This window comes from Microbispora sp. H11081, assembly GCF_012999535.1.
Taxonomy (GTDB): Bacteria; Actinomycetota; Actinomycetes; order Streptosporangiales; family Streptosporangiaceae; genus Microbispora.
On record NZ_JABBWV010000009.1, the window covers coordinates 204,011 to 227,682 of the forward strand.

At 72.7% G+C, this 23,672-nt stretch carries 24 protein-coding genes; 16 read left to right on the forward strand and 8 right to left on the reverse strand.

What is annotated here, in order from left to right; translation table 11 throughout:
* Nucleotides 1-26: 26 nt before the first annotated feature.
* Nucleotides 27-2,879, forward strand: coding sequence for a discoidin domain-containing protein (locus HHX31_RS22835; protein ID WP_169950370.1), 2,853 nt, complete (start codon nt 27-29; stop codon nt 2,877-2,879).
* Nucleotides 2,880-2,948: 69 nt separating this feature from the next.
* Here the strand turns inward: HHX31_RS22835 and HHX31_RS22840 are convergent, their stop codons facing one another.
* The gene (locus tag HHX31_RS22840) at nt 2,949-3,941 is read right to left on the reverse strand and encodes a LacI family DNA-binding transcriptional regulator (protein ID WP_169950371.1); all 993 of its coding nucleotides are present in this window, start codon (nt 3,939-3,941) and stop codon (nt 2,949-2,951) included.
* Between the two features lie 130 nt (nt 3,942-4,071).
* On the opposite strand from HHX31_RS22840, the gene HHX31_RS22845 reads away from it, so the two are divergent.
* The gene (locus HHX31_RS22845) at nt 4,072-4,443 is read left to right on the forward strand and encodes a hypothetical protein (protein ID WP_169950372.1); all 372 of its coding nucleotides are present in this window, start codon (nt 4,072-4,074) and stop codon (nt 4,441-4,443) included.
* Between the two features lie 49 nt (nt 4,444-4,492).
* Here HHX31_RS22845 and HHX31_RS22850 read toward each other — a convergent pair whose 3' ends face one another.
* The 4 genes from HHX31_RS22850 to HHX31_RS22865 form a co-directional block, all read right to left on the reverse strand.
* On the reverse strand, nt 4,493-4,738 hold the full coding sequence (locus tag HHX31_RS22850; RefSeq protein ID WP_169950373.1) for a hypothetical protein: 246 nt from the start codon (nt 4,736-4,738) through the stop codon (nt 4,493-4,495).
* Nucleotides 4,731-4,958, reverse strand: coding sequence for a DUF6158 family protein (locus tag HHX31_RS22855; protein WP_169950374.1), 228 nt, complete (start codon nt 4,956-4,958; stop codon nt 4,731-4,733). The genes HHX31_RS22850 and HHX31_RS22855 overlap by 8 nt, the downstream gene beginning before the upstream one ends.
* A gap of 11 nt (nt 4,959-4,969) precedes the next feature.
* Complete coding sequence (locus HHX31_RS22860) at nt 4,970-5,116, reverse strand: hypothetical protein (protein WP_169950375.1); 147 nt, start codon at nt 5,114-5,116, stop codon at nt 4,970-4,972.
* A gap of 120 nt (nt 5,117-5,236) precedes the next feature.
* Nucleotides 5,237-5,458 (reverse strand): DUF397 domain-containing protein, encoded by a 222-nt coding sequence (locus HHX31_RS22865; protein WP_211590176.1) that lies wholly within the window; start codon nt 5,456-5,458, stop codon nt 5,237-5,239.
* Between the two features lie 163 nt (nt 5,459-5,621).
* Here HHX31_RS22865 and HHX31_RS22870 point away from each other — a divergent pair, with 163 nt between their 5' ends.
* The 4 genes from HHX31_RS22870 (at nt 5,622) to HHX31_RS22880 (ending at nt 8,900) form a co-directional block, all read left to right on the forward strand.
* Nucleotides 5,622-6,065: an ATP-binding protein gene (locus tag HHX31_RS22870; RefSeq protein WP_169950377.1), complete on the forward strand. Its 444-nt coding sequence runs from the start codon at nt 5,622-5,624 to the stop codon at nt 6,063-6,065.
* A 102-nt stretch (nt 6,066-6,167) separates the two neighbouring features.
* The gene (locus HHX31_RS22875) at nt 6,168-7,607 is read left to right on the forward strand and encodes an MFS transporter (protein WP_169950378.1); all 1,440 of its coding nucleotides are present in this window, start codon (nt 6,168-6,170) and stop codon (nt 7,605-7,607) included.
* 139 nt (nt 7,608-7,746) lie between these two features.
* The gene (locus tag HHX31_RS35260) at nt 7,747-7,872 is read left to right on the forward strand and encodes a hypothetical protein (protein WP_283244593.1); all 126 of its coding nucleotides are present in this window, start codon (nt 7,747-7,749) and stop codon (nt 7,870-7,872) included.
* A gap of 188 nt (nt 7,873-8,060) precedes the next feature.
* Complete coding sequence (locus HHX31_RS22880; RefSeq protein WP_169950379.1) at nt 8,061-8,900, forward strand: LLM class flavin-dependent oxidoreductase; 840 nt, start codon at nt 8,061-8,063, stop codon at nt 8,898-8,900.
* A 26-nt stretch (nt 8,901-8,926) separates the two neighbouring features.
* Here the strand turns inward: HHX31_RS22880 and HHX31_RS22885 are convergent, their stop codons facing one another.
* Nucleotides 8,927-9,079: a hypothetical protein gene (locus tag HHX31_RS22885; protein WP_211590177.1), complete on the reverse strand. Its 153-nt coding sequence runs from the start codon at nt 9,077-9,079 to the stop codon at nt 8,927-8,929.
* Between the two features lie 294 nt (nt 9,080-9,373).
* Here HHX31_RS22885 and HHX31_RS22890 point away from each other — a divergent pair, with 294 nt between their 5' ends.
* From HHX31_RS22890 to HHX31_RS22935, 10 genes are all read left to right on the forward strand, one after another.
* On the forward strand, nt 9,374-9,874 hold the full coding sequence (locus tag HHX31_RS22890) for a PH domain-containing protein (protein ID WP_311932173.1): 501 nt from the start codon (nt 9,374-9,376) through the stop codon (nt 9,872-9,874).
* A complete protein-coding gene (locus tag HHX31_RS22895; RefSeq protein WP_169950381.1) occupies nt 9,871-11,487 on the forward strand; it encodes a PH domain-containing protein in 1,617 nt (538 codons plus the stop codon). Before HHX31_RS22890 ends, HHX31_RS22895 begins: the two co-directional genes overlap by 4 nt.
* A 35-nt stretch (nt 11,488-11,522) precedes the next feature.
* A complete protein-coding gene (gene speB / locus HHX31_RS22900) occupies nt 11,523-12,569 on the forward strand; it encodes an agmatinase (RefSeq protein ID WP_169950382.1) in 1,047 nt (348 codons plus the stop codon).
* A gap of 67 nt (nt 12,570-12,636) precedes the next feature.
* A complete protein-coding gene (locus HHX31_RS22905) occupies nt 12,637-13,656 on the forward strand; it encodes a hypothetical protein (RefSeq protein WP_311932174.1) in 1,020 nt (339 codons plus the stop codon).
* A 98-nt stretch (nt 13,657-13,754) separates the two neighbouring features.
* The gene (locus HHX31_RS22910) at nt 13,755-14,789 is read left to right on the forward strand and encodes a rod shape-determining protein (protein WP_249346299.1); all 1,035 of its coding nucleotides are present in this window, start codon (nt 13,755-13,757) and stop codon (nt 14,787-14,789) included.
* Nucleotides 14,786-15,661: a rod shape-determining protein MreC gene (gene mreC, locus HHX31_RS22915; protein WP_169950383.1), complete on the forward strand. Its 876-nt coding sequence runs from the start codon at nt 14,786-14,788 to the stop codon at nt 15,659-15,661. Before HHX31_RS22910 ends, mreC begins: the two co-directional genes overlap by 4 nt.
* Nucleotides 15,661-16,197, forward strand: coding sequence for a rod shape-determining protein MreD (gene mreD, locus HHX31_RS22920; RefSeq protein ID WP_169950384.1), 537 nt, complete (start codon nt 15,661-15,663; stop codon nt 16,195-16,197). Before mreC ends, mreD begins: the two co-directional genes overlap by 1 nt.
* Entirely contained in the window at nt 16,190-18,163 is a 1,974-nt protein-coding gene (gene mrdA / locus HHX31_RS22925) for a penicillin-binding protein 2 (protein WP_249346300.1), read from the forward strand. Before mreD ends, mrdA begins: the two co-directional genes overlap by 8 nt.
* Nucleotides 18,164-18,251: 88 nt before the next feature.
* Nucleotides 18,252-19,418, forward strand: a complete 1,167-nt coding sequence (gene rodA / locus HHX31_RS22930) for a rod shape-determining protein RodA (RefSeq protein WP_169950385.1) — start codon at nt 18,252-18,254, stop codon at nt 19,416-19,418.
* A 15-nt stretch (nt 19,419-19,433) separates the two neighbouring features.
* A complete protein-coding gene (locus HHX31_RS22935; protein ID WP_169950386.1) occupies nt 19,434-20,477 on the forward strand; it encodes a DUF2293 domain-containing protein in 1,044 nt (347 codons plus the stop codon).
* A gap of 9 nt (nt 20,478-20,486) precedes the next feature.
* On the opposite strand, the gene HHX31_RS22940 is transcribed toward HHX31_RS22935, so the two are convergent.
* Nucleotides 20,487-21,389, reverse strand: a complete 903-nt coding sequence (locus HHX31_RS22940; protein WP_169950387.1) for a serine/threonine-protein kinase — start codon at nt 21,387-21,389, stop codon at nt 20,487-20,489.
* A gap of 111 nt (nt 21,390-21,500) precedes the next feature.
* A complete protein-coding gene (locus HHX31_RS22945; RefSeq protein WP_169950388.1) occupies nt 21,501-23,642 on the reverse strand; it encodes an N-6 DNA methylase in 2,142 nt (713 codons plus the stop codon).
* Between the last annotated feature and the right edge of the window lie 30 nt (nt 23,643-23,672).

Below are 23,672 nucleotides of genomic sequence, written 5' to 3' on the forward strand. Positions count from 1 at the left end.
CCGGATCTCATGCAGAGAGGATCCTGATGAGAAGATCCGGAGCCGCCATCGCGGTGGCGGGGGCGCTGATCGCCGCGGGTGGCGTGGTGGCGTTCCCCGGCATGTCGTCGGCCGCGGCGTCACCGTCGCCGTTCTCCGTGCCGGGAAGAGGCGCGACCGTGCCGTTCACGGAGATCGAGGCCGAGGCCGCCGTGACCAACGGCGAGCAGATCGGCCCGGACCGCGTCTACACGCGCCTGCCGTCCGAGGCCTCGGGCCGCCGGGCCGTACGCCTCGACGCGCCCGGCGAGTACGTCGAGTTCACCCTGCCCAAGCCCGCCAACGCGATGACCGTGCGCTACAGCGTGCCGGACAACGCGGCCGGAACGGGCATCACGGCGCCGGTCGATCTGAGGATCAACGGGACCAAGCTCAAGGACCTGCGGTTCACCTCCCGGTACGGCTGGTTCTACGGCGGCTACCCGTTCGGCAACACGCCCGGCGACAGGCCGCACCACTTCTACGACGAGACCAGGACGATGTTCGGATCGACGCTGGCGGCGGGGACCAAGGTGCGGATCCAGGTGGCCTCCACCTCGGTCGCGCCGTGGGTCGTCGTGGACCTCGCCGACTTCGAACTTGTGCCGGACGCGATCCCCCGGCCGGCGGGGTCGCTGTCCGTCGACGACTTCGGCGCCGACCGCGACGGCACGAGCGACTCGACCGCCGCCTTCCAGGCGGCCGTCGACGCCGGCCGGGCCCAGGGCAAGGAGGTCTACATCCCGTCCGGCACCTACACCCTGTGGGACCACGTGGTCGTGGACGGCGTGACGCTGCGCGGGGCCGGGCCGTGGTACAGCGTCCTCACGGGCCGCCACCCCACCCAGCGCAACCGGGCCGTCGGCGTCTACGGCAAGTACGTCAGCGGCGGCGGCTACACCGGCGCGATCAGACCGCACGAAGCGGGCGGCCCGAGCCGGGGCGTCACCCTGCGGGACTTCGCGATCATCGGCGACATCACGGAGCGGGTGGACGAGGACCAGGTCAACGCCCTCGGGGGCGCGATGACCGACTCCGTGGTCGACAACCTGTGGATCCAGCACACCAAGGTCGGCGCCTGGATGGACGGCCCGATGGACGGCTTCACGCTGAAGAACAGCCGCGTCCTCGACCAGACGGCCGACGGGGTGAATTTCCACACCGGGGTCACGAACTCCATGGTGACCAACACGTTCGTCCGCAACGCGGGCGACGACGGCCTGGCGATGTGGCCCGACCGGATCGCCAACGTGAACAACTCGTTCACGTTCAACACGGTCGTCGCGCCGGTCCTGGCCAACAACATCGTGACGTACGGCGGCCGGGACATAAAGATCACCGACAACGTGGTGAGCGACACGGTCACCAACGGCGGCGGCATCCACGTCGCCAACCGCTACCCCGGAGTGAACTCCGGTCAGGGCACCGCCGTGGCCGGCACGATCACGGTCGCCCGCAACACGCTCATCCGGGCCGGCAACAGCGACTACAACTGGAACTTCGGCGTCGGCGCGATCTGGTTCGACGCCCTCAACGAGCCGGTCAACGCGACGATCAACGTGACCGACACCGACATCATCGACAGCTCCTACGAGGCCATCCAGTTCATCGAGGGCAGCACCCAGACCGTCAACTTCTCGAACGTGAACATCGACGGCACCGGGACGTACATGATCCAGGCGCAGGCGGCGGCGAAGGCGACCTTCACCAACGTCAGGGCGGCCCGCATCGGCGCGGGTGTGGCCATCCACAACTGCGTCGGCACCGGCTTCGCCCCCACCTACGGCAGCGGCAACTCCGGCTGGAGCCTGAGCTCCACCACCTGCACCGGCCAGTGGCCCACGCCGAACTACATCTACGAGGGCGGCGACCCGAGCCCCAGCCCGAGCCCGTCGCCGTCCGCCTCACCCAGCCCCTCATCGTCGCCCAGCCCTTCCCCGTCGCCCGGCCCGACGGGCTGCGCTCCCGGCAGCGGCGACCTCGCCAGGGGCAAGGCGGCCACGGCGACGAGCAACACCCAGTCGTACGTCGCGGCGAACGCGACCGACGGCGACGCGAACACCTACTGGGAGTCGGCAAACAACGCCTTCCCGCAGTCGATCACCGTGGACCTGTGCGCGGTGACGCCGGTCCAGCGGGTGGTGCTCAAGCTGCCGCCGAGCGCGGCCTGGGCCACCCGCACCCAGACGCTGGCGGTCCTCGGCAGCGTCGACGGCACGAACTACAGCACCTTGTCCGCCTCGGCGGCCCGCACCTTCGACCCCGCCACCGGCAACACGGTGACCATCCCGCTCGGCGGCGCGGGCGTCCGCCACGTCCGGGTGACGGTCACCGGCAACACCGGCTGGCCGGCCGCGCAGTTGTCGGCCTTCGAGGTGTACGGCACCGCGGGCACCCCGAGCCCGTCACCGTCGCCCAGCGCCTCCCCCAGTCCGCTGCCCACGGGGAATCTCGCCGCGGGCAAGGCGGTCAGCGCGAGCAGTCACACCGACGTGTACGTCGCGGGCAACGCCGCCGACGGGAACGCATCGACCTACTGGGAGTCGGCCGGCAACGCCTTCCCCCAGACCCTGACCGTCGATCTCGGCGCGTCCTTCACGGTCGGCCGGGTGGTGCTCAAGCTGCCGCCCAGCGCGGCCTGGGCCACCCGCACCCAGACGCTGGCGGTCCTCGGCAGCGTCGACGGCACGAACTACACCACGTTGTCCGCCTCGGCCGGCCGCACATTCGACCCCGCGACCGGCAACACCGTCACGGTCACCGTGCCCACCGGCGCCCGGCGCTACCTGCGGCTCAACGTCACCGGCAACACCGGCTGGCCGGCCGCGCAGATCTCCGAGTTCGAGGCCTACGCCTCGTAGCCCGGAGCGGGACGCCCGGAGGAGGAGTGGACGCCTCCTCCTCCGGGGTCCGCGTCCGGCATGACGTGCTCAGGTGACGGGGACGCCGACCCGGCCGGTGGAGGAGCGGACGACGAGCTCCGGCTCGAACAGCAGCTCGCCCGTCGCGACGGCGGCGCCCTCGATCTGGCTGACCAGCAGCTCCACCGCGGCCCTGCCCATCGCCTCGATCGGCTGGCGCACCGTCGTCAGGGGCGGGTCGACGCAGGTCATGAGCGCGGAGTCGTCGTAGCCGACGACGGACACGTCCTGGGGCACCCGCCGACCGGCCCGCCGCGCCGCGCGGATGGCCCCGAGGGCCAGCGGATCGCTGCCGCAGATGATGCCGGTGACGTCCTGCCGTACGAGCTTCAGCGCCGCCGCGTGGCCGCCCTCCAGCGAGTGCATGGTGTGCTCGACCAGCTCGCCGCCCGCCGCGCGGAACGCCTCCAGTTTCCGGGCGGACGGCATGTGGTCGGCCGGGCCGACGACGAGACCGATCCGCTGGTGGCCGAGCGCGCGCAGGTGGCCGAGCGCCTGCTCCACCGCGATCGTGTCGTCGCAGGAGACGCGGGGGAAGTCCCAGTGATCGGCGGCCGCGTTGACCAGCACGGTGGGTAACCGCCGCTCGACCAGCCGCAGGTAGTGCGCGTGGACGACGCCGCTCTGCGTGTAGAGCCCACCGGCGAACACCACGCCGGACACCTGCTGCTGCAGCAGCAGGTCGACGTAGTCGGCCTCGGAGATCCCGCCGACCGTACGCGTGCACAGCACGGGAGTGAACCCCTGCTGGGCCAGCGCCCCACCGACGACCTCGGCGAACGCCGGGAAGATGGGGTTCTGCAGCTCGGGGAGGACGAGCCCGACCAGGCGGGCGCGCTCGCCGCGCAGCTGCGTGGGCCTCTCGTAACCGAGCACGTCGAGGGCCGTCAGCACGGCCTCCCTGGTGGCCTCGGAGACCCCGGTCTTGCCGTTGAGGACGCGACTCACCGTGGCCTCGCTGACTCCGACCTTCTTCGCAACCTCCGCAAGCCGTCGCGTCATGGCCGCAAGCATACGATGCGGACGTGCCGGTCCGAGGATGATCAGTCTCACGGGTGCAAGCGGCCTGAAAGCCCGCTGAAAGAGGCCATTCCTAGTGTCTGCCGCGTCAGAGAACACTCAGGAAGGCATCATGAACATCATCAGGAACAGCCTCGCCGTCGTCGCGGTGTCCGCCCTTCTCGGCCTTGCCACCGCCTGCGGCGGGAGCCGGGCGGCCGTCTGCGAAGAGGCGACGAAGGCGTTCACGGACTACAGCACCAAGGCCGCGGCCGCGGCGGGCGACCTCAAGGGCATCAACACCGCGACCAGCGACCTCGCCGCGCGGCTTGATGAGCTGTCGGGCAAGGCCGACGGCGACCTGCAGGTGGCCCTGGCCGGCATGGCGGACTCGTGGGGCTCCTTCAAGCTCGACCTCACGGACCCGAACGCCGCGACCAAGCTCGCCGAGTTCGGCCAGAAGACGACAGAGGCGACACAGCAGCTCGCCTCCGCCTGCTCCTGACCTCCGCTGCCCGCCTGCCGCCCGCGCCGACGGCCGAGCGGCGGCGGCGTCAGTATTCGAGGCCCCAGTCGTGGTCGCCGAGGAGGTAGGCACCGCCCTCTGGCACCAGCCTGCCGCCTGCGGCCAGGTCGTCGAGGCACCGCCGTACGTCGTCCTCGGGGAGCCCGGTCATCCCGGCGATCTCCGCGACGGTCGCGGCCTGTTCCTTCACGTTCAGGGCGGCGACGGCCTCGTAGACCGTCATCTCCGCCGACGTCATCTCCTGGGCGTCCTGCAGGCTCTTTTCGTCAGGCACTCCGCTGTCTCGCCCCCTCACGCAGCCGCTCCGGATCGACCTGCCGGTCCGGGTTGCGTTGGAGGTATTCGGCCTCCAGCTCCTGCGTACGCGAGGTGTGGCGCTCCAGCGCGTCGTCCGACCCGTGGAAGAACGCCTCCGATCGGGTCTCGTGCAGGTGCCGCAGCTCGCGGACCAGGTCCTCGTCGCCCAGGTCCCGCGGGTCGACTCCCATGGTCATGAGATCCTCCCTCATACCTCGGTGGGCTTGTCCCAGCGTTCGTCGGGGTTCTTGTCGTCCGGCTCCGCGTTGGGCGGGTCCGTGGCGGACGGAGTCCACTCGCCGGCGATGTCCGGCTCGTCCTCGGTATCGATGTATCGGTCGTCTTCTTGCCGCATGCAGGTCTCCTGCCCGGTGAATCGCCCGCCATACCGGACCAGGCCCGCGAAGCCCTCGAACGGCCCGAGGCCGCCCAGCGCGGCAACGCGCGACAGGACAGGACGTACACGACGAAGGCCTCAGGCCAGGTCGAACTCCCCGCCCTTCACCCCTTCGATGAACGCCTCCCACTCGCCGGGGGTGAACATCAGCCGTGGCCCCTGGGGATCCTTCGAGTCGCGTACGGCGACGCCGTCGCACAGACGCGCCACCTCCACGCACTGGTCGCCGGCGGTGTTCGAGCGCCCCGCCTTGCGCCAGACCGCGCACGCCAGGTCGTCCGCCGGTACGAGTCCCCTCATCGCCGCTGCCATCTCCTTCACTGTCTCTTTCGCCGCAAAAGGAATCTATGCCATCGTGCATTCGCCATATTGCGTAGCCGTTTTGCAAAGTGCAGGATGAACGAAGTCTTGCACGGACCTCGAATCGCCATCCATAGACGGGTGCACAGGGAGTTATCACGGGATGACAATTCTCAACCTCTCGGGGAGAATCGCGATCTCACGTCCCTTCTCGGGAGCCCCCTCCCAGGTGCGGGCCGCCCGCCGGTTCGTGGCGAGCAGTCTCGGTGACGGCCACCCCTGTCGCGACGACGCCGTGCAGCTGATCGGCGAGCTGGTCGCCGAGTCGCTGCGGCACGCCGTCTCGTGCGGGCGTCCCCCCGGGTACGGCGTGGCGGTGCTGGTCACGCCCGGCGGGGCCCGCGTCACGTTGTCCACCCAGGGGTGCGGGTGCTGGACGTCCCCGGAGCTGACGCCGGGCCGTGGCGTCCATCTCGTGGACCTGTTCACCCGGCGGTGGGGCGTGTCGGCCAGCCGCACCGGAGTCTGCGTGTGGTTCGAGCTCGGGCACGACGCCGCGGTGCCGCCGCCGAGGGATGTGGAGAGCGAGGGCACGAGGACGGCCTGAACCGGTTCGCACAACCCGCGGCCGGTATCCGTGAGAAGCGGAACGAATTTCCGGCCCGATACGGGGTAGACGGGCGCCATATCTTCCGAAGAAGGGGACGATATGGCGCAAATAAGTACCGACATTCCCGCGCGGCTTGATCGACTCCCCTGGGCCCGCTGGCACTGGCTCGTGCTCATCGGCCTCGGCACCGTCTGGATCCTCGACGGGCTCGAAGTGACCATCGTGGGAGTCATCGGCCCCCGGATCACGGATCCGGACAGCGGGCTGGGACTCACCGACAGCGAGGTCGGGATCGCCGCGGGCGTCTACGTCGCGGGAGCCTGTCTCGGCGCGCTCTTCTTCGGCCACCTGACCGACCGGTTCGGGCGCAAGAAACTCTTCCTGGCGACCCTCGCCCTCTACCTGGCCGCCACCGTGGCCACGGCCTTCGCCCACGACGCCTGGTACTTCTACCTCTGCCGGTTCTTCACCGGCGCCGGCATCGGAGGCGAGTACGCCGCGATCAACTCGGCGATCGACGAACTCATCCCGGCCCGCGTACGCGGCACCGTCGACCTGGTCGTGAACGGCTCCTTCTGGCTGGGCACCGCGCTCGGCGCGCTCATCGCGATCCCGGCGCTCGACACCGGCCTGCTGCCGGCCGATCTCGGCTGGCGCCTGCTGTTCGGCATGGGCGCCGTCCTCGGCGTGGGCATCCTGCTGGTCCGCCGTACGGTGCCGGAGAGCCCGCGCTGGCTGTTCATCCACGGCCGCGAACGCGAGGCCGAGGAGATCGTCGCGGACATCGAGAGGAAGGTCCGCGAGGAGAGCGGCAAGACGCTCGAACCGGCGCACGGGGAGATCAGGATCACCCAGCGGGAGCGCACCCCGCTGACGGAGGTGGCCGCGACGCTGCTGCGCCGCTACCCCAAGCGCACGACCGTCGGCCTCGCCCTGTTCATCGGCCAGGCGTTCCTCTACAACTCGATCTTCTTCACGTACGCGCTGGTGCTGTCGACCTTCTTCAAGGTGCCGGACGGCACCACGCCGTGGTATCTCATCCCGATCGCCATCGGGAACTTCCTCGGCCCTGTCCTGCTCGGCCGGTTCTTCGACACGATCGGCCGCCGGACCATGATCGCGGGCACCTACGTGCTGTCCGGCCTGCTCCTGCTGGGCACGGCCGCGTTGTTCAACGCGGAGGTGCTGAGCCCGGCGACCCTCACGGCCTGCTGGATGGTGGTGTTCTTCTTCGCCTCCGCGGGGGCGAGCAGCGCCTACCTGACCGTGTCGGAGATCTTCCCGATGGAGACCAGGGCCCTGGCGATCGCGCTGTTCTACGCGGTCGGCACCGGCCTCGGCGGCATCATCGGCCCCGTGCTCTTCGGCCGACTGGTGGAGAGCGGGGTCGTCGGCAACGTCGTCGTCGGCTACGTCATCGGCGCCGTCCTGATGATCGCGGCCGGGCTGACGCAGTGGTTCATGGGCGTGGAGGCGGCCCGGCGCTCGCTGGAGGACATCGCCGCCCCGCTCAGCTCGGAACAGCACCAGATGGTCTGACCCCCACTCCCCCGCTCTGTTCGGCCCGCGTCCCCTCGGTGGCGCGGGCCCGTACCGGACCGGATGCCACACCGCCCTCTTGGGTACCAATCCCCCCAGATGCGCATACAGGGCGCATCCTCGTACATCCGGGGGGATCATGGCTGACGACGCTCAGAAGAAGAAGCCGGCGAAGTCCACCGGCAAGGCGAAGAAGACGGCCATCAAGGAAGCCCGCTCGGCCAAGCAGGCCAAGAAGGCCAACCGTCCCGCCGAGGGCGAGTGATCCGCTCCGCGGCGACCCCGTGATGCGGGCCGGGCCCTTCGCGGGCCCGGCCCCTCTCGCACCCTCACGTCCGCTCTGCCCTGCCCGCGCCGCCTCACACCCGTACGGCCCCCGTGTGCGACGCGTCTCACGGTCCTGGATACTCGGAACGCCGTAGCGCCGATCACGCACGACCTGGAGGGCCACCCGTGAGGATTGGAGTCGTCTTCGACCGCGGTCTCCCGCCGGAATCGCTCCCCGCGTTCGCCGGGGAACTCGACGGCACGGCGGTCTCCGACCTGTGGGTGGTGGAGGACCTCGGCTGGACGGGCGCGATCTCCTCGGCCGCGACGGCGCTGGCCGCGACCACGCGCCTGCGCGTGGGCATCGGCATCGCCCCGGCGCCGCTGCGCAATCCGATGCTGCTGGCGATGGAACTGGCCAACCTGGCCCGCCTCCACCCCGGACGGCTCGCCGCGGGCATCGGGCACGGCGTGCAGGACTGGATGCGCCAGGCCGGCGCCGCCGCCTCGTCGCCGATGTCGCTGCTTGAGGAGACCATCACGTCCGTACGGGCGCTGCTGCGTGGCGAGACCGTCACCCTGGACGGACGCGAGGTGCGTCTGGACGGCGTCCGTCTCGTCCACCCTCCGGCCGAGCCGCCGCCCGTCCTCGCCGGCGTGGTGAGCCCGCGCTCGCTGGCCCTGTCCGGGCGGGTGGCCCAGGGCACGATCCTCCCCGAGGGACTCGGCCCCGAGCAGGTGCGGGCGATCGTCGAGCGGATCGGCGCGACCGGCGACCACGAGGTGGTGGCGTTCGTCTACCTCCACGTCGGCGACGACGCCCGCCTGGCCATGCGGCCCGCGGCGGAGGAGCAGGCGGCGTTCCTGCGGGTGCCGCCGGAGGAGGTCGTCATGGCGGCGGGCTCGCCGGAGGAGGCGGGCGCGCTGGTCAGGGCGCTGTGGGAGGCGGGCGTCACCACGGTCGCCGTCCGCCCGGTGGGCGCGGACCCGCTCTCCCACGTCCACCGCCTCCTGGCCGCACTCTGAGGCCCTACGTCAGGAACCGGGGGCCCTCACGTCCGGGCGGGCAGTCCGGCGTAGTAGGGCCGCATCTCGGGATAGTAGGCGGCGAAGTCCGGCCTGGGTGAGCCGTCGCGCGCGGCCACGAGCATGTCCAGGTAGTACTCCCAGCCCGGGCCGATCTCGCCGGTGGGGGGTCGGTTCACGCGGTGTTCTCTTTCGCTTGGCCGGCCGCGCTGCGCGCACGGCGTTCGCGCCGGTTCCGGTAGACCTCCGTCTCCAGCGCGTCGAGGCGGTGCTCCCAGCCGAGGGGCCGGACGAACTGGCCGAGCCATGCGGAGAGCTCGGTGAGCCGCCCGGCGTCGAGCTCGTAGAGCCGCCTCGCCCTGGCCGGAAGGGCCGTCCGATCTACGGCCGAGCACGGGCCATGACATTTGTCCCGGCGAGGACGGGATATGCGTCGCTGCGCCGGAACACGGACGATCGGGCAGAGTTGGGACGTGGACACCCCGACCCTCCGATCCCCCCGGCACCGCGTAAGCCGTACCGCCGTCTGGTACTGGGCCTCCCGGGCCGCCCTCGGCTGGCTCGTCATCGTCGCCGCCCATGTGTTCTGGCTCGTGGCCGACGACGAGAACGCCGTCTCCCTCACCGCGCACGTGACCGCTCTGGTTGTCACGGCCGTCGCCGCGGTGGCGCACGTCACGGTCATGCCGCGATGGCGCTACCGAGTGCACCGCTGGGAGGCCACGTCCACGGCCGTGTTCACCCAGGCAGGGTGGTTCAAGCAGGAGTGGCGCATCGCGCCCGTCTCGCGCATCCAGACCGTGGACAGCGAGCGCGGCCCGCTCGAGCAGCTCTTCCGCCTGGCCAACGTCACCGTGACGACCGCCTCCGCCGCGGGCCCGATCAAGATCGCCGGCCTCGACCGCGACACCGCCCAGCGCCTGGTCGCCGAGCTCACGGCCACCGCGCAGGCCACGGTGGGTGACGCCACATGATCGACCCCGTCGAGGAACCGGTCTGGCACCGGCTGAGCCCGCGCATGCTGGTGGTCCACCCCGTCCAGGAGGTCGTACGGGCCGCCCCGGCGCTGCTCGGCCTGCTGGTCGCGGGGTCGAGCAGCGGCGGGAAGGGCCACCTGTGGAGCATCGCCGGCGTGGGAGTCATGGTCGTGCTCGGCGTGCTGCGCTGGTTCACCACGACCTATCGGATCACCCCGGAGCACGTGCGGGTCCGCCGCGGCCTGCTGACCCGCAAGGTGCTCACCGTGCCCCGCGACCGTGTCCGCACCGTGGACGTCACCTCCCACGTGCTGCACCGCGTGCTCGGCCTGGCCAGGGTGGAGGTGGGCACGGGCACGTCGGAGCGCAGGCACGAGGGCCGGCTCAAGCTCGACGCGCTGGCCGCCGCCGAGGCCGCCCGCCTGCGCGTGGAACTGCTGCGCCGCTCCCCGGTCACCTCCGCCGAGCCGCTCGACTCGACGCCTCCCGCCGGGAGCACCCCGGCGGCGGAGCACGAACTCGCGCGGATGCGCCCCGAGTGGGTGAGGTTCGGGCCGTTCACCATGTCCGGACTGGTCACCGTGGGCGTCGTCGCCGGCTTCGTGTCCCGCCTGGTCTCCGAGGGCAACGTCGACCTCGGCCGGGTCGGGCCGGTCAGGGAGACCTGGCGGTGGTTCAGCGCGCTGTCGCTCCCGCTGGAGATCGCGACGGTGGTGCTCGTGCTGGTCGTGTTCGTGAGCGTCGCCTCCACGCTCGGCTATGTGGTGGCCTTCGGCAACTTCCGGCTGACCCGGCAGGCCGAGGGCACCCTGCACGTGACCCGGGGGCTGCTGACCACGCGGGCCACCACCATCGAGGAACGGCGGCTGCGTGGCGTCGAGATCAGCGAGCCGCTGCTGCTGCGGGCCGTGCGCGGGGCCCGCCTGTCGGCGGTGACGACCGGCCTGCGCGCGGCGCAGGGCGCCCAGCGCGGCGGGTCGTTGCTGCTGCCGCCCGCGCCCCGCGAGCAGGCCGTGGCGGTGGCCGGCCTCGTGCTCCCCCGCGTCTCCCCCGGCGTGCGCGACGGCACCGGCGACGGCACCGGCGAGGCCGCCCACGACCCCGCTGTCTCCCCGGTCACCGCGCCGCTGACCGCGCACGGCCCGGCCGCGCTGCGCCGCAGGTTCACCCGCGCGTACGGCGTGCACGCGCTGGTGCTGGCCGCGCTGCTCGCGTCGTGGCGGTGGGCCGGCCTGCCCTCGTGGACGTGGCTCACCGCCGCCGCCCTGCTGCCGCTGACGGCCCTGCTGGCCGCCGACCGCTACCGCTCGCTTGGCCACGCGCTGACCTCCGGTTATCTGGTCACCCGCTGGGGCTCGATCGTGCGCCGGCGGGTGGCGCTGGAGTGCGACGGCGTCATCGGCTGGAACATCCAGCGGTCGTTCTTCCAGCGCCGGGCCCGCCTGGCGACGCTGACGGCGACCACCGCGGCGGGCAAGCAGGGCTACCAGGTGCGCGACGCCGGCCTCGGCGAGGTGCTGCGCCTGGCCGCGGCGGGCACCCCCGGTCTGCTCGACGAGTTCCTCGTCGACGCCCGTCCAACACCCGAGCTGTCGGCCAATAGCATGTAATGCCTGGTAAAACCGGTTATTCGTCAGGAGTTGGATTGTCCCGCTACGGCCAGATGTTCGGCCCCGACATCACGTTCCTCGGCGTCGAACGGTGCGACCTCGACGACCCTGCCGGCTACGCGGACGCCGACGTGGTCATCCTCGGCGCGCCGTTCGACGGCGGCACCTCCCACCGCCCGGGTGCGCGCTTCGGCCCGAACGCCATCCGCCAGACCTGCTATCTCCCCCACGACGGCTCCCGCCCCAGCCTCGCGCTGCGCGTGGACGCGCTGAAGGACCTGCGGGTGCTGGACGCCGGGGACGTGGAGACCTACGCCGGCGACATCGAGGGCAGCCTGCGCGCGATCGAGGACGCGGTCGCCACGATCGCGGCATCCGGGGCGATCCCCGTCGTTCTCGGCGGCGACCACACGATCGCCCTGCCCGACGCGACCGGCGTCGCCCGTCACCACGGCTTCGGCCGGATCTCGATGATCCACTTCGACGCGCACGCCGACACGGGCGACATCGAGTTCGGCCACCTGCACGGCCACGGGCAGCCGATGCGGCGGCTCATCGAGTCGGGCGCCATCCGGGGCGACCGTTTCCTGCAGGTCGGGCTGCGGGGTTACTGGCCTGGGCCCGACATCCTCGACTGGATGGCCGGGCAGCGCATGCGGTCGTACGAGATGACCGAGATCGTGGCAAGGGGCCTCGACGAGTGCCTCTCCGAGGCGTACGCGATCGCGCTCGACGACTGCGACGGGGTCTACCTGTCGGTGGACGTGGACGTCTGCGACCCCGGCCACGCGCCGGGCACGGGCACGCCGGAGCCGGGCGGCCTGTCGGCCCGCCAGCTTCTCGACGCCGTGCGCAGGACCTGTTACGAACTGCCCGTCGTCGGCCTGGAGATCGTCGAGGTGGCCCCGCCGTACGACCACGCGGACATCACTGCGTACCTCGGCAACCGGGTCGTCCTGGAGGCGCTGTCGGCGATCGCCCGCCGCCGCGCGGACGCCGCCGATGGCACCCGCTGGGACCCGAGACAGCCCCTCCTCGACGGCCGCCGGCCGAGCCCGCCCGCCGCGCCTCCCGCCCCCTGAGCTGCCGGAAACACGCGCGGCCGGAAACACGCATCCTGAAAAAGCGTGATCTGGTAGGCATGGTCGGGTGACGCGATCGAGAACCGCCGCACTCCTGGTCGTTGCCGCGGCCCTCCCGGCGCTGCTGACCGGCTGCTCCCCGGGCGGCACCACGGGGGTCAGCACGGCAGCGGGTGGCGGCGCGGCAGGCACGCGCGAAGCCGCCCCTGCCCAGGTGACGCCGGGATCCGGCGCGGCGACCTCGGGATCCGCGGCGGCCGGATCGGCCGCGAACCCAGCGTCCGTGAACCCCCTGTCCGCTAAACCCGTGTCCGCGAAGCCGGTGCCGGTGCCGACCGGAGTGACGGCGGGGTACGCCGTGGTCGACGTGACCACGGGTAAGACGGTCGCTCAGGCGCGGCAGCACCACCGGTTCAGGTCGGCGTCGGTGGTGAAGATCCTCATCGCCGTCGACTACCTGGAGCGGCGCAGGGGGGCCGTCCCCGCCGGGGACAGGGCGCTCCTGACGCGCATGCTGCGCGGCAGCGACGACGACGCGGCGACGGCCCTGTGGCGGCGCGGCGGCCAGGGCGAGATCGTCCGCCGCGTGGCCCGCCGGATCGGCCTGGCCGAAACCGCCCCGCCGCCCGCCGCCAAACCGGGATTCTGGGGATACACCGCGATCAGCGCGGCCGACATCGCGCTCGTCTACCGGTATCTGCTGCGGCGGGCCGAACCCCGCGTCCGCGACTTCGTCCTCGGCGAACTGCGTAAGGCGTCGAAGTGCGCGAGCGACGGCTTCGACCAGTATTTCGGCATTCCGCGCGCCGCGCCCCGGCCCTGGGCGATCAAGCAGGGCTGGTCGGGTTACGGCGCGACTCCACCGGTCAGGTGCGTCCGTTCTACGGTGGCGTCGTACCGTATCGGGGCGGTCACAATGGGCGGCAACCCGGTTGATTTCGGCCGTCCCGTGCTCCACACTACTGGCGTGATCGGCGACCGGCTGATCATGGTGGTTCTCACCCTGCAGCCCTCGGGGGCGTCCTTCACGAAGTCGGCGGAGCGGGTGACGAAGCTGGCGAGAGACCTCTATCTCAGCCTCGCCTAGCGTGTCCGGTTCGTACGGAAGGGACCGTTCCGTTTAGAGGCGGGGCCGTCGGGCAGCGATCACGCGTGCTCTCCCTCCTCTCTGAAAGCTGGTCGGCGATGGGTTTCCCGTGGGGATTGCTCGGCCGGGACATGGCGGTCGATCTCGGCACCGCCAATACGCTCGTGTACGTGCGCAGGAAGGGCGTCGTCCTCGACGAGCCCTCGGTGGTGGCGATCAATCTGCACACGGACAGGATCGTGGCGGTCGGGACCGCGGCGAAGGAGATGATCGGGCGGACCCCGCCCCACATCGCCACGCTGCGTCCGCTCAAGGACGGTGTGATCGCCGACCTCGACGCGGCCGAGCGCATGTTGCGGCACTTCATCCAGGTGGCGCACAAGAACCGCTATCTGGCCAAACCCCGGATCGTCGTCGCCGTGCCGAGCGGCACCACGAGCGTGGAGCAGCGCGCGGTCAGGGAGGCGGCGTACGAGGCGGGCGCCCGCCGCGTCCACATCATCGAGGAGCCGATGGCGGCGGCGATCGGCGCAGGGCTCAACGTGGGCGACACGACCGGCAACATGGTCGTGGACATCGGCGGCGGCACCACGGAGGTCGCGATCGTCTCGCTCGGCGGGGTGGTCGTCTCGAAGTCCGTACGCGTCGGCGGTGACGAACTGGACGAGGCGATCGTCAACTACGTGAAGAAGGAGTACTCCCTGATGCTCGGCGAGCGCACCGCCGAGCACATCAAGATCAAGATGGGCAGCGCGCTGCCGGGCGGCGACGACGACACCTCGATGCCGGTCCGTGGCCGCGACCTGGTGACCGGCCTGCCCAAGACGGCGACGATCAACCGAGCCCAGGTCAGGGACGCGATCGAGGACCAGGTCCAGACGATCGTCGACGCCGTGCAGAGCACGCTGGACCAGTGCCCGGCCGAGCTCGCGGGCGATCTCATCGACAACGGCATCGTGCTGACCGGCGGCGGCGCGCTGCTCGACGGGCTGGCCGATCGGCTCGGAGAGGCCGTCGGCATGCCGATCAACCTCGTCGACCAGCCGCTCCAGTCGGTCGTGCTGGGCGCGGGCCGGTGCGTCGAGCGCTTCGACGAGATGCAGGACGTGTTCGTCCCAGAAACGCGTCGATGAGGGCCGGTCGCCGGGTGCCGGCGCTGCTGGCGCTCGCCTCCGTCGCCCTGATCGTCACCGACACCCTGACGCCGCTCGGCCCGCTGCGGGCCTTCGGGTCGGCCACGTACGGCGGGCTGGAGGACGCGACGTCCGCCGGCCTCCGATGGGCGCGCGGAGAGCGCAACGTGGCGGAACTCGAAGCCGAGAACGCCCGGCTGCGCGCCGAACTGCTCGCCGCCCGCCGCGTGGCCTCCTCCCCCGCTCCCGCGGACGGCTACCAAGCCGTCCCCGCCCACGTGGTCGGCTTCGGCAGGGACGGCACGGTCACCGTCGACGCGGGCTCCGAGGTCGGCGTGGGCCAGGACATGACCGTGTTCGACGGCGACGGCCTCGTCGGCCGGGTCCTGCGGTCCGGTCCCGGTACGGCGACGGTCCAGCTCGCCACCGCCGCCGGCGCCTCGATCGGCGCACGGCTCGAGGGCTCGCGGGAGGTCGGCCTGGTGACGGGCGTCCCCGAGCGAGGACTGCTGCGGCTGAGCCTGCTCAACCCCGCCGCCGAGGTGAAACCGGGCGACCGGGTGGTGACGCTGGGCTCGCGCGACATGCGGCCGTACGTGCCGGACGTGCCGATCGGGACCGTGGTCGAGGCGGAGCCGGCGTCGGACGCGCTGACCAGGACGGCGCTCGTGCGGCCTTTCGCCCGGTTCACCGCGCTGGGCCTCGTCACCGTGGTCCTCGGGCCGCTGCCGGACGACGCCACCCCGGCGGTGGACGCGGCGGGCGGCAAGGACCCCGCGAAGCGCGACAAGGAAAAGGGCAGTTCAGACAAGAAGAAATCGGACAAGGGCGGCGCTGACAAGGGCGGCGCGGAGAAGCCGGAGGCGGCGTGATGAGGGCGGTCGTCCTGTCCGTGCTCGTCGTCCTCCTCGCGCCGGTGCTCCAGGTCTCCGTGGTCAACGGGCTGGCGTTACCCGGCGGCGGGCCCGACATCGTGCTGATCGGCGTGATCGCGCTCGCGCCGATGCTGCGGCCGGGGGCGGGGGCGTCGCTGGGCTTCGCCGCGGGCCTGGCCGCCGACGTCGCGCCGCCCGCCGACCACACCATCGGACGGCTCGCCCTGGTCATGTGCCTGGCCGGGTGGGTGTGCGCGCGGATCCCCGAGGACGCCGGCGCCGGGCGGCGCGCCGCCGTCGCCGCCGCCGTGGCCCTGGGCGCGACGCTCGCCGCGGGCGTGCTCGCGGCCCTGCTCGACGGGACGCCCTGGGGAACGGCGCTCGCGCCCGGCGTCCTCGCCTGGACCACGGGCCTGGCCGTGCTCGTGACCGCGGCGCTCTCCCTGCCGCCCCGCCGCCGGTCGTTCGGACGGGGGCGCGGACCACGCCACCGGCCACGCGATCCGTATCCGCCAGGGAGGCGGCTTGCGTAGAAGTGCCCACCGCGGCCGCCTCACGCTCGTGTTCGTCGTGGTGACCGCGCTCATGCTGACCCTGCTCGGCCGCCTGTGGCACCTGCAGGTCGTCACCGGGCCGTCGTACGTGAAGGCGGCCACGGAGGCACGGGTGCGCTCGGTCGTCCTGCCGCCCGTGCGGGGGCAGATCCTCGACGTGAACGGCCGGCCGCTGGTGGCCAACGAGACCAAACCGCAGGTGTCGGTGGACTACATGGCCCTCATCCACCAGCCCGACGGCGGGAAGGACGTGCTGACCCGGCTCGCGGCGGCGCTGGGCCGGCCGTACCAGGAGATCGCCGACCGGGCCCGGCTGTGCGGCAGGGACGTACCCCGGCCGTGCTGGCCCGGCTCGCCCTACCAGCCCATCGTCGTGGCCGACGACGTGAGCGTGCGCACGGCACTGTGGATCGCCGAGCGGCAGAGCGAGTTCCCCGGGGTCAGCACGGCGTTGCGGCCGGTCAGGACCTACCCGCTCGGCTCGGCCGGGGCGCACATGCTCGGCTACCTGCAGCCGCCCTCCCCGGACGACCCCGCGGGCGGCAGGGAGCTGATCGGCCGCGACGGCCTGGAGGCGGAGTACGACCGCGAACTGTCCGGACGGACCGGCATCAGGCAGATGGCGGTGGACAGCACGGGCAAGGTCACCGGCCTGGTCCGCGAGGAGGCCGCCGTCGCCGGGGACACGCTGGTGACCAGCATCGACGCGCGCGTCCAGGAGACGGCCGAGCGGGCGCTGGCCCGGGCGGTGACCGCCGCGCGCAAGCGGGGCGAGCCCGCCGACAGCGGCGCGGCGGTGGTGCTGGAGGCGAAGACCGGGCGGGTGACGGCGATCGCCAACTATCCCACCTACGACCCGGGCGTGTGGGCCGAGGGCATCTCGCAGCGCGACTACGAGAACCTGCCGCTGGTCAGCGCCGCCGTGCAGGGGCAGTGGCCGCCCGGCTCGACGTGGAAGGTGACCTCGACCGCCGCCGCGGCGAAGGCGGGCTACTCTCTGCGCGCCTCCTACGACTGCCCCGGCGGCTACAAGATCGGCGGCCGGGTGTTCCACAACTTCGAGAGCGCCGAACTCGGCCGGATGGACATGCACCAGGCCCTGGTGGTGTCGTGCGACACGATCTTCTACCGTTTCGCGGAGAAGATGTGGCTGCGCGACGGCGGGCTCGCGCCGGTCAAACGGCCCAAGGACCCGATGCGGGCGATGGCGGAGGAGTTCGGCTTCGGCACCGCCACCGGCGTCGACCTGCCGCACGAGGCGGCGGGCAGGGTGCCCGGCCGCGCCTGGAAGAAGGCCAACTGGGAGCGGACCAGAGCCGACTCCTGCCGCCGGGCCAAGACCGGTTATCCGGAGATGACCGACCGCAAGCGGGCGGCCTACCTCAAGGCGATCGCCGCCGACAACTGCCGCTCCGGCGGGGTCTGGTGGGCCGGTGACGCGGCCAACTTCTCGATCGGCCAGGGCGACGTGCTGGTGACGCCGCTCCAGCTCGCCCGGGGATACGCCGCCCTCGCCAACGGCGGCAAGGTCTTCAGCCCCAGGATCGGCAAGCGGATCGTGCGGCCCGACGGCACCGTGGTCCGCACGATCACCCCGCCCGTCGTGGGCAAGGTCGGCGCGTCCCGCAAGACGCTGCGGTTCATCCGCGACGCGCTGGCCGACGTGCCGCGCTCGGGCACGGCCGCGGGGGCGTTCGACGGGTACGCGTTCGAGCGGCTGCCGATCGCGGGCAAGACCGGCACCGCCGAGGCGTACGGCAGGCAGGACACCTCGTGGTTCGCCTCCTTCGGGCCCCTGAAGAAGCCCAAGTACGTCGTGGTGGTCGTCGTCTCGCAGGGCGGCACGGGCGGGAGCACGGCGGCCCCCGCGGCCCGGGAGATCTGGGAGGGCATCGCCGCCCTCTCCCATGACCGGAAGAAGCACAAGAAGGACGGCCGGCGGTGACCGGCCGACCGCCCGCCGGCGCGGCCCCGCCGCGCGCCCTCGCGGCCGGAGCCCGAATGGTTGGAGCCCGACTGGTTGGAGGCACGCGATGACGGCACTCGGTCCCGCGCCGGTGCGGCTGCCGGTGGGCCGGGCCACCCGGCGCCGGTCGCAGGCGCTCCTCGCCCTGTCCCCCACGTGGGGGCTGGCGCTGCCCGCCGCCGCGTTGTCGGGCATCGGGCTGCTGCTCGTGTGGTCGGCCACCCGCAACGAGCCGGGCTCGACGCTGCCGCAGCGGCAGGCGCTCAGCGTGGGCATCGGATTCGTGCTCATGTGGGCCGTCTCGCGGATCGACCTGCGGGTGCTGCGGGCCTACGTGCCGGTGCTTTACCTGCTCGGGCTGGCCGGGCTGGTCGCCGTGCTGACCCCGCTGGGCCGTACGGTCAACGGCTCGCACGCGTGGATCGTGTTCGGCGACGGGTTCCAGTTCCAGCCGTCCGAGATCGCCAAGGCGGCCATGGTGCTCGCGCTGGCGACGGCGCTCGGCGAGCCGCGCGACGGCGAGCGCAGGCCGGGCGCCGGGGCGGTGCTGCTCGCCCTGGGCCTCGCCGCGCTGCCGGTCGGCCTGATCGCGCTGCAACCCGACTACGGCACCGCGCTCGTCTTCCTGGTGGTGACCGTCGGCGTGATCGCGGTGTCCGGCGCGCCCAAGAGGTGGTTCGCGGCGTTCGCCGCCGCCGGGGCCGCCGTGCTGTTCCTGGTGTGGCGGCTCGACCTCATCCGGCCCTACCAGCTCCAGCGCCTGATGGTGCTGGCCGACCCGGACGCCGACCCGATGGGCATGGGCTACAACGCCACCCAGGCGAGGATCGCGATCGGCTCAGGGGGCCTGCTGGGCAAGGGGCTGTTCCAGGGCGAGCAGACGGCGGGACACTTCGTGCCCGAGCAGCACACCGACTTCATCTTCACGGTCGCGGGCGAGGAACTCGGCTTCGTCGGCGCCGCCTGCGTGATCCTGCTCATGCTCGCCCTGCTGTGGCGTGGCCTGTGGATCGCGGCCAAGAGCCCCACGCCGTTCGGGACGGCCGTGGCCGGCGGGGTGGTGTGCTGGCTGGCGTTCCAGACGTTCGTGAACGTGGGGATGACCATGGGCCTGCTGCCGGTCGCCGGGCTGCCGCTGCCGTTCGTGTCGTACGGCGGGTCGGCCACGATCTCCAGCCTGGTGGCCGTGGGGCTGCTGGCCGCCGTGAACCGGCGTACGCGCTCGCCCGGATAGGGCAGGCTTGGCGGAATGCGCAGCAAGCTCGGCGGCCGGGTGGCCCAGGCGGCGGAGATCGCCCTGGCCACCCGCCGGTACGTGACCCCCATCGACGTCCTCACCGGCCTGCGGTGGCTGCACGACCGCCATGTGGAGACCTGGCGGCAGGGCCGCGCCGACAGCCTGGAGCGGCTGGCCGCCGTGGACGCCGTACGGATGGAGGAGGCGCTGTCGCATCTGCGCGCGTGGGCCCTGTCCAGGAACCTGCTGGAGAGCGAGGCGGCCTACACGGCGGGCACCCGCGACCGGCGGCCCCTGCGCTTCACGGAGGAGGGCGACGAGAGCCTGGAGCGCGCCTTCCGCGTCCACTGGCTCTCGCCCGAGCTGAGCGAGGCGCGGCGACGGCAGATCGCCGAACGCCACAGCAAGGCCCCCGACCTCGTCGTGGTCGCGCCGCTGGACGCGTGGACCTGCGCGGGCTGCGGGGAGACCGGGCCCTACCTGATCATGGAGGACGACCGGCCGCACTGCCTGGCCTGCGCCGACATGGACCACCTGTGTCTCCTTCCCGCGGGCAACGCGGCGCTGAGCCGCCGCGCCAAGAAGGAGAGCGGACTGTCGGCGGTGGTGGTCCGCTTCAACCGGCGGCGCAAGAGATACGAGCGGCTCGGCGTGCTGGTCGAGGAGGAGGCGCTGACCCGGGCCGAGGAGCAGTGCCTGGCCGACGAGGAGGCGCGGCTGCGCCGGCGCGACCGCGACCGCGAGCGCAGGGCCGGCGAGGACGCCGAGTTCCAGGCGAGGATGGCGGCGGAGATCCGCCGCCTGTTCCCCCGCTGCCCGGCCGGGCGGGCCGAGGCCGTCGCCGCGCACGCCGCCGTACGCGGCAGCGGGCGGGTCGGCCGCACCGCCGCCGCCCGCGTGCTGGACGAGAGCGCCGTCACGCTCGCCGTCATCGCGAGCGTGCGCCACCTGGACACCGACTACGACGAACTGCTGATGTCCGGAGTTCCGCGGATGGTCGCCCGTGAGCGGATCCGGCCGCGGGTCGAGGAGGTCCTTACGGCCTGGCGCGGCTGAGCGTCGCCCTTATCGGACGCGGCCGACCATCTGGGCGTACATGCGTCCCGGGCTGGGGACCGACGAGGGGTCGAGGAAACCGGGCAGCGGAGGCAGGTCGACCGCGAACGGCCGCAGCCGCTCGAACAGCGTGTGCGCGTCGGGCGGCCGGTCGTCCGGCTCCTTCTCCAGCAGTTCGGCGATCAGGCGGTCCAGCTCCGCGGGGACCCCGGGCACCCGGGGCGGCCGTTCCTTCACCTGCTTGTCGAACACGGCGTAGTCCGTCGGCCCGGTGAACAGCTGGTCGCCGGTCAGCATCTCGTGCAGCACGCAGCCGAGGGAGTACAGGTCGCTCTTAGGGCCGGCGACACCGCGTTGGATCTGCTCGGGCGACATGTACGCGGGGGTGCCGAGTATCTGCCCGATCCGGGTGGTCTGCGCCGTCCCCCGCCCGCCATCCGCCTCGCGCAGCATGGCGAGCCCGAAGTCGAGCACCTTCACGCTGCCGTCCGGGCAGAGCATGAGATTGGTCGGCTTGAGGTCCCGGTGGCAGATCGACAGCGCGTGCGCGGCGGTCAGCACGGCGCACGCCTGGGCGGCGATGGCCGCGGCCCACGGCACCGGCAGCGGGCCGTGCTCGCTCAGCAGGTCGGCGACCGTCACCCCCTCGATGAACTGCATGACCTGGAAGAGCCGCTGCTCGTAGGTGCCGGAGTCGTACAGCACGGGCGCGCCGGGGTGGTCGAGCTTGGCGAGGATCCGCGCCTCGCGGAGGAACCGGCGCTGCAACTCCTCGTCGGGGCCGTCGGGCAGCCGCAGGAACTTCACCGCCACCTTGCGGTCGAGCCGCCGGTCGTACCCGCCGTACACGGCGCCCATGCCGCCCTGGCCCAGGGGGAGGTCGTCCAGCTCATACCGGTCGCCGATGACCATGCGCCCCCTCCCGTCGGCCTATCGGGGAAAAGCTACCGGATTTGTGCACCATGTTCGGGCTCGGCGACCGGGTGGGCAGCACCCCGTCGCCCGTGCGGAGCCGTGGCCGCGTCACCGGCGAGGGCGCAGACGCCCGTCGACCAGTCCCTCGGCCCCGAGCCGGGCGAGTGCCTCCCCCGCGGCGGCGGCCTCGCGCAGGCCGTCCTCGAGCGCGAGCAGCCGCCGGAAGGCCGCGCCGTACGACCGCTGGACGTCCAGGGGAAGCTGGGGGACGCGGGCCCGGCGGACCTCCATCCGGCTGCTGCCCAGATGCGGCCGCCCGCCGCCCGCCGCGTGGCGCAGGAACCCCGCGAGGAACTCGGGATCCACCTTGTCGGGGTCGACGCGGAACAGGCTGAGGTGCGGGCCGAGGACCGCGCCCTCCGCCGTGACCACCCGGACGGTGACCGCCGACGCCACGACGTCTCCCTTGCGGACCGCGACCAGGCCGGGGCCGGGCGGCGTCCGCCGCGACGGCGCCGTCCCGGCCGCCACGTCGTCGGCGGTGAGCACCGGCACCCCGCCGTCGGGCGTCTCGCCCTCAGAGGTGTCGGCGGGGGTGTCGGCGGAGGAGTCGGCGGGGACGTCGGCGGAGGAGTCGGCGGGCAGCGCCCGCAGCGTCGAGTGCCGGATGGCGACCAGCCCGGATCTGGCCATCTCGGCCACGGTCGCCCACGACGCGTCCCAGCCCGCTTCGGCCCCGGTGAGCACCTCGAGGTCGGGCACGCCGCCGGCCAGCGCCTCGGCCGCCTGCCTGAAGCGCTCCCCCGCCTCGGGGAAGCCACGGGTGTCGGCCCGGGGCGACAGGTGCCGCGCCGGGCTCACGTCGACCTCGTCGTCGAGGATGTCGATGATCCGCACCGCGCGGCCCCCGGCCGGCGGCTCGGCCTCCGCGAGGTGCGCCCGCCATGCCCGCTCGACGGAGGCGAGGTCGAGGGAGGCCGGGTCGTCGCCCGCGTCGGCCACGAGGATCGTGCCCGGCTGCCGCTCCCCGGGCTCGGGGCGGCGCAGCAGCCAGAGGTCGGGGCCCCCGGGCGACAGCGTGAGGACCGCGCGCAGCGCGCCCGCCCGCAGCAGGTTCGCGCGGATGCGGCGGCCGGGGCGGCGGCTCGCGGCGGCGGCCGGCATCAGGATGGACACCAGCCCGCCCGGCCGCACGTGGGCGAGGCAGTGCTGCACCCAGGCCAGCTCCGGCTCGCCGCGCGGGGGCATGCCGTACTGCCAGCGGGGATCGCCGATGAGGTCCTCGTGGCCCCAGGCGCGCTCGTTGAACGGCGGGTCGCACACGACGGCGTCCACGAGCGCGTCCCCCGGCTCCTCGCCCGTCCCGTCGGCCGGCCGGTCCGGGGGGAAGGCGTCGTGCCGCAGCGCGTCGCCCGGGACGACCCGCGCGTCCGCGCCGCGCAGCAGCAGGCGCAACGCCGCGAGCAGCGCGACGGTCTCGTTGACCTCCTGGCCGAGCAGCCGCACCTCGTCCGCCGCCGCGCCTGCCCCCGCCGCGGCGTCCAGCAGGAGGGTGCCCATGCCGCAGGCGGGGTCGAGCACCGTACGCGCCCCCGCGCAGGCCACCCGGGTCATCAGGGCGGCCACGTCCGGCCTGGTCAGCCCCAGCCTGCGGCTGTGCGCCTCGGCGTACCGCTCGCAGAGGAACTCGAAGGCGCCGGCCGCGCCGTGCCGCTCCGCCATCTCGGCCACCAGCCGGAGCAGGCCGGGCTCCACCGGCACCGGGTCACCGCCGCGTCCTGGCAGGTCGGCGGTCGCCCGCGCCACCGCGCGCGGGAGCCGTACGGCGAGGTCGGGGGCGGCCGACAGCCGCTTCCAGTCGTCGGGATCGCGCAGGATGTAGAGCAGGAACGCGCCGACCTCACCCAGCACCTCGCCCAGGCGCAGGTCGTCGGCCGACGCGCGCAGCCGCTGCCAGACGCGGTCGCCCTGGGACACCTCGAACGACTTGCCGTTCCTGCGCAGCCACGCCTCCACCTCGGGAAGCGAGAAAAGCGGGCTGGACGCGGTACCTCCGACCGGCTGGGGGAAGTCCTCGTAGCGGCGGCGCCAGTTGCTGACCGCGGCCCTGCCGACGTCGGCGAGCCGGGCGATGTCGCCCGCGTTCACGGTCGCTTCGACCGCCGCGTCGAGAGCGGCCTCGAGCGGGCTCGCGGCTGCCGGGCGCGCCGACGTGTCCGGCGCGTTGTCCGCCTGGGCGTCGTGGCTCATGAACACGAGCCTAGCACTATGCTTGTGAAG

Excerpts from the sequence above, each read along its gene's own strand:
- HHX31_RS22835 (WP_169950370.1), top strand. The coding sequence starts at position 27 with ATGAGAAGATCCGGAGCCGCCATCGCGGTGGCGGGGGCGCTGATCGCC.
- HHX31_RS22840 (WP_169950371.1), bottom strand. The coding sequence starts at position 3,941 with ATGACGCGACGGCTTGCGGAGGTTGCGAAGAAGGTCGGAGTCAGCGAG.
- HHX31_RS22845 (WP_169950372.1), top strand. The coding sequence starts at position 4,072 with ATGAACATCATCAGGAACAGCCTCGCCGTCGTCGCGGTGTCCGCCCTT.
- HHX31_RS22855 (WP_169950374.1), bottom strand. The coding sequence starts at position 4,958 with ATGACCATGGGAGTCGACCCGCGGGACCTGGGCGACGAGGACCTGGTC.
- HHX31_RS22860 (WP_169950375.1), bottom strand. The coding sequence starts at position 5,116 with ATGCGGCAAGAAGACGACCGATACATCGATACCGAGGACGAGCCGGAC.
- HHX31_RS22865 (WP_211590176.1), bottom strand. The coding sequence starts at position 5,458 with ATGAGGGGACTCGTACCGGCGGACGACCTGGCGTGCGCGGTCTGGCGC.
- HHX31_RS22870 (WP_169950377.1), top strand. The coding sequence starts at position 5,622 with ATGACAATTCTCAACCTCTCGGGGAGAATCGCGATCTCACGTCCCTTC.
- HHX31_RS22875 (WP_169950378.1), top strand. The coding sequence starts at position 6,168 with ATGGCGCAAATAAGTACCGACATTCCCGCGCGGCTTGATCGACTCCCC.
- HHX31_RS35260 (WP_283244593.1), top strand. The coding sequence starts at position 7,747 with ATGGCTGACGACGCTCAGAAGAAGAAGCCGGCGAAGTCCACCGGCAAG.
- HHX31_RS22895 (WP_169950381.1), top strand. The coding sequence starts at position 9,871 with ATGATCGACCCCGTCGAGGAACCGGTCTGGCACCGGCTGAGCCCGCGC.
- HHX31_RS22910 (WP_249346299.1), top strand. The coding sequence starts at position 13,755 with ATGGGTTTCCCGTGGGGATTGCTCGGCCGGGACATGGCGGTCGATCTC.
- mreC (WP_169950383.1), top strand. The coding sequence starts at position 14,786 with ATGAGGGCCGGTCGCCGGGTGCCGGCGCTGCTGGCGCTCGCCTCCGTC.
- mreD (WP_169950384.1), top strand. The coding sequence starts at position 15,661 with ATGAGGGCGGTCGTCCTGTCCGTGCTCGTCGTCCTCCTCGCGCCGGTG.
- rodA (WP_169950385.1), top strand. The coding sequence starts at position 18,252 with ATGACGGCACTCGGTCCCGCGCCGGTGCGGCTGCCGGTGGGCCGGGCC.
- HHX31_RS22935 (WP_169950386.1), top strand. The coding sequence starts at position 19,434 with ATGCGCAGCAAGCTCGGCGGCCGGGTGGCCCAGGCGGCGGAGATCGCC.
- HHX31_RS22940 (WP_169950387.1), bottom strand. The coding sequence starts at position 21,389 with ATGGTCATCGGCGACCGGTATGAGCTGGACGACCTCCCCCTGGGCCAG.
- HHX31_RS22945 (WP_169950388.1), bottom strand. The coding sequence starts at position 23,642 with ATGAGCCACGACGCCCAGGCGGACAACGCGCCGGACACGTCGGCGCGC.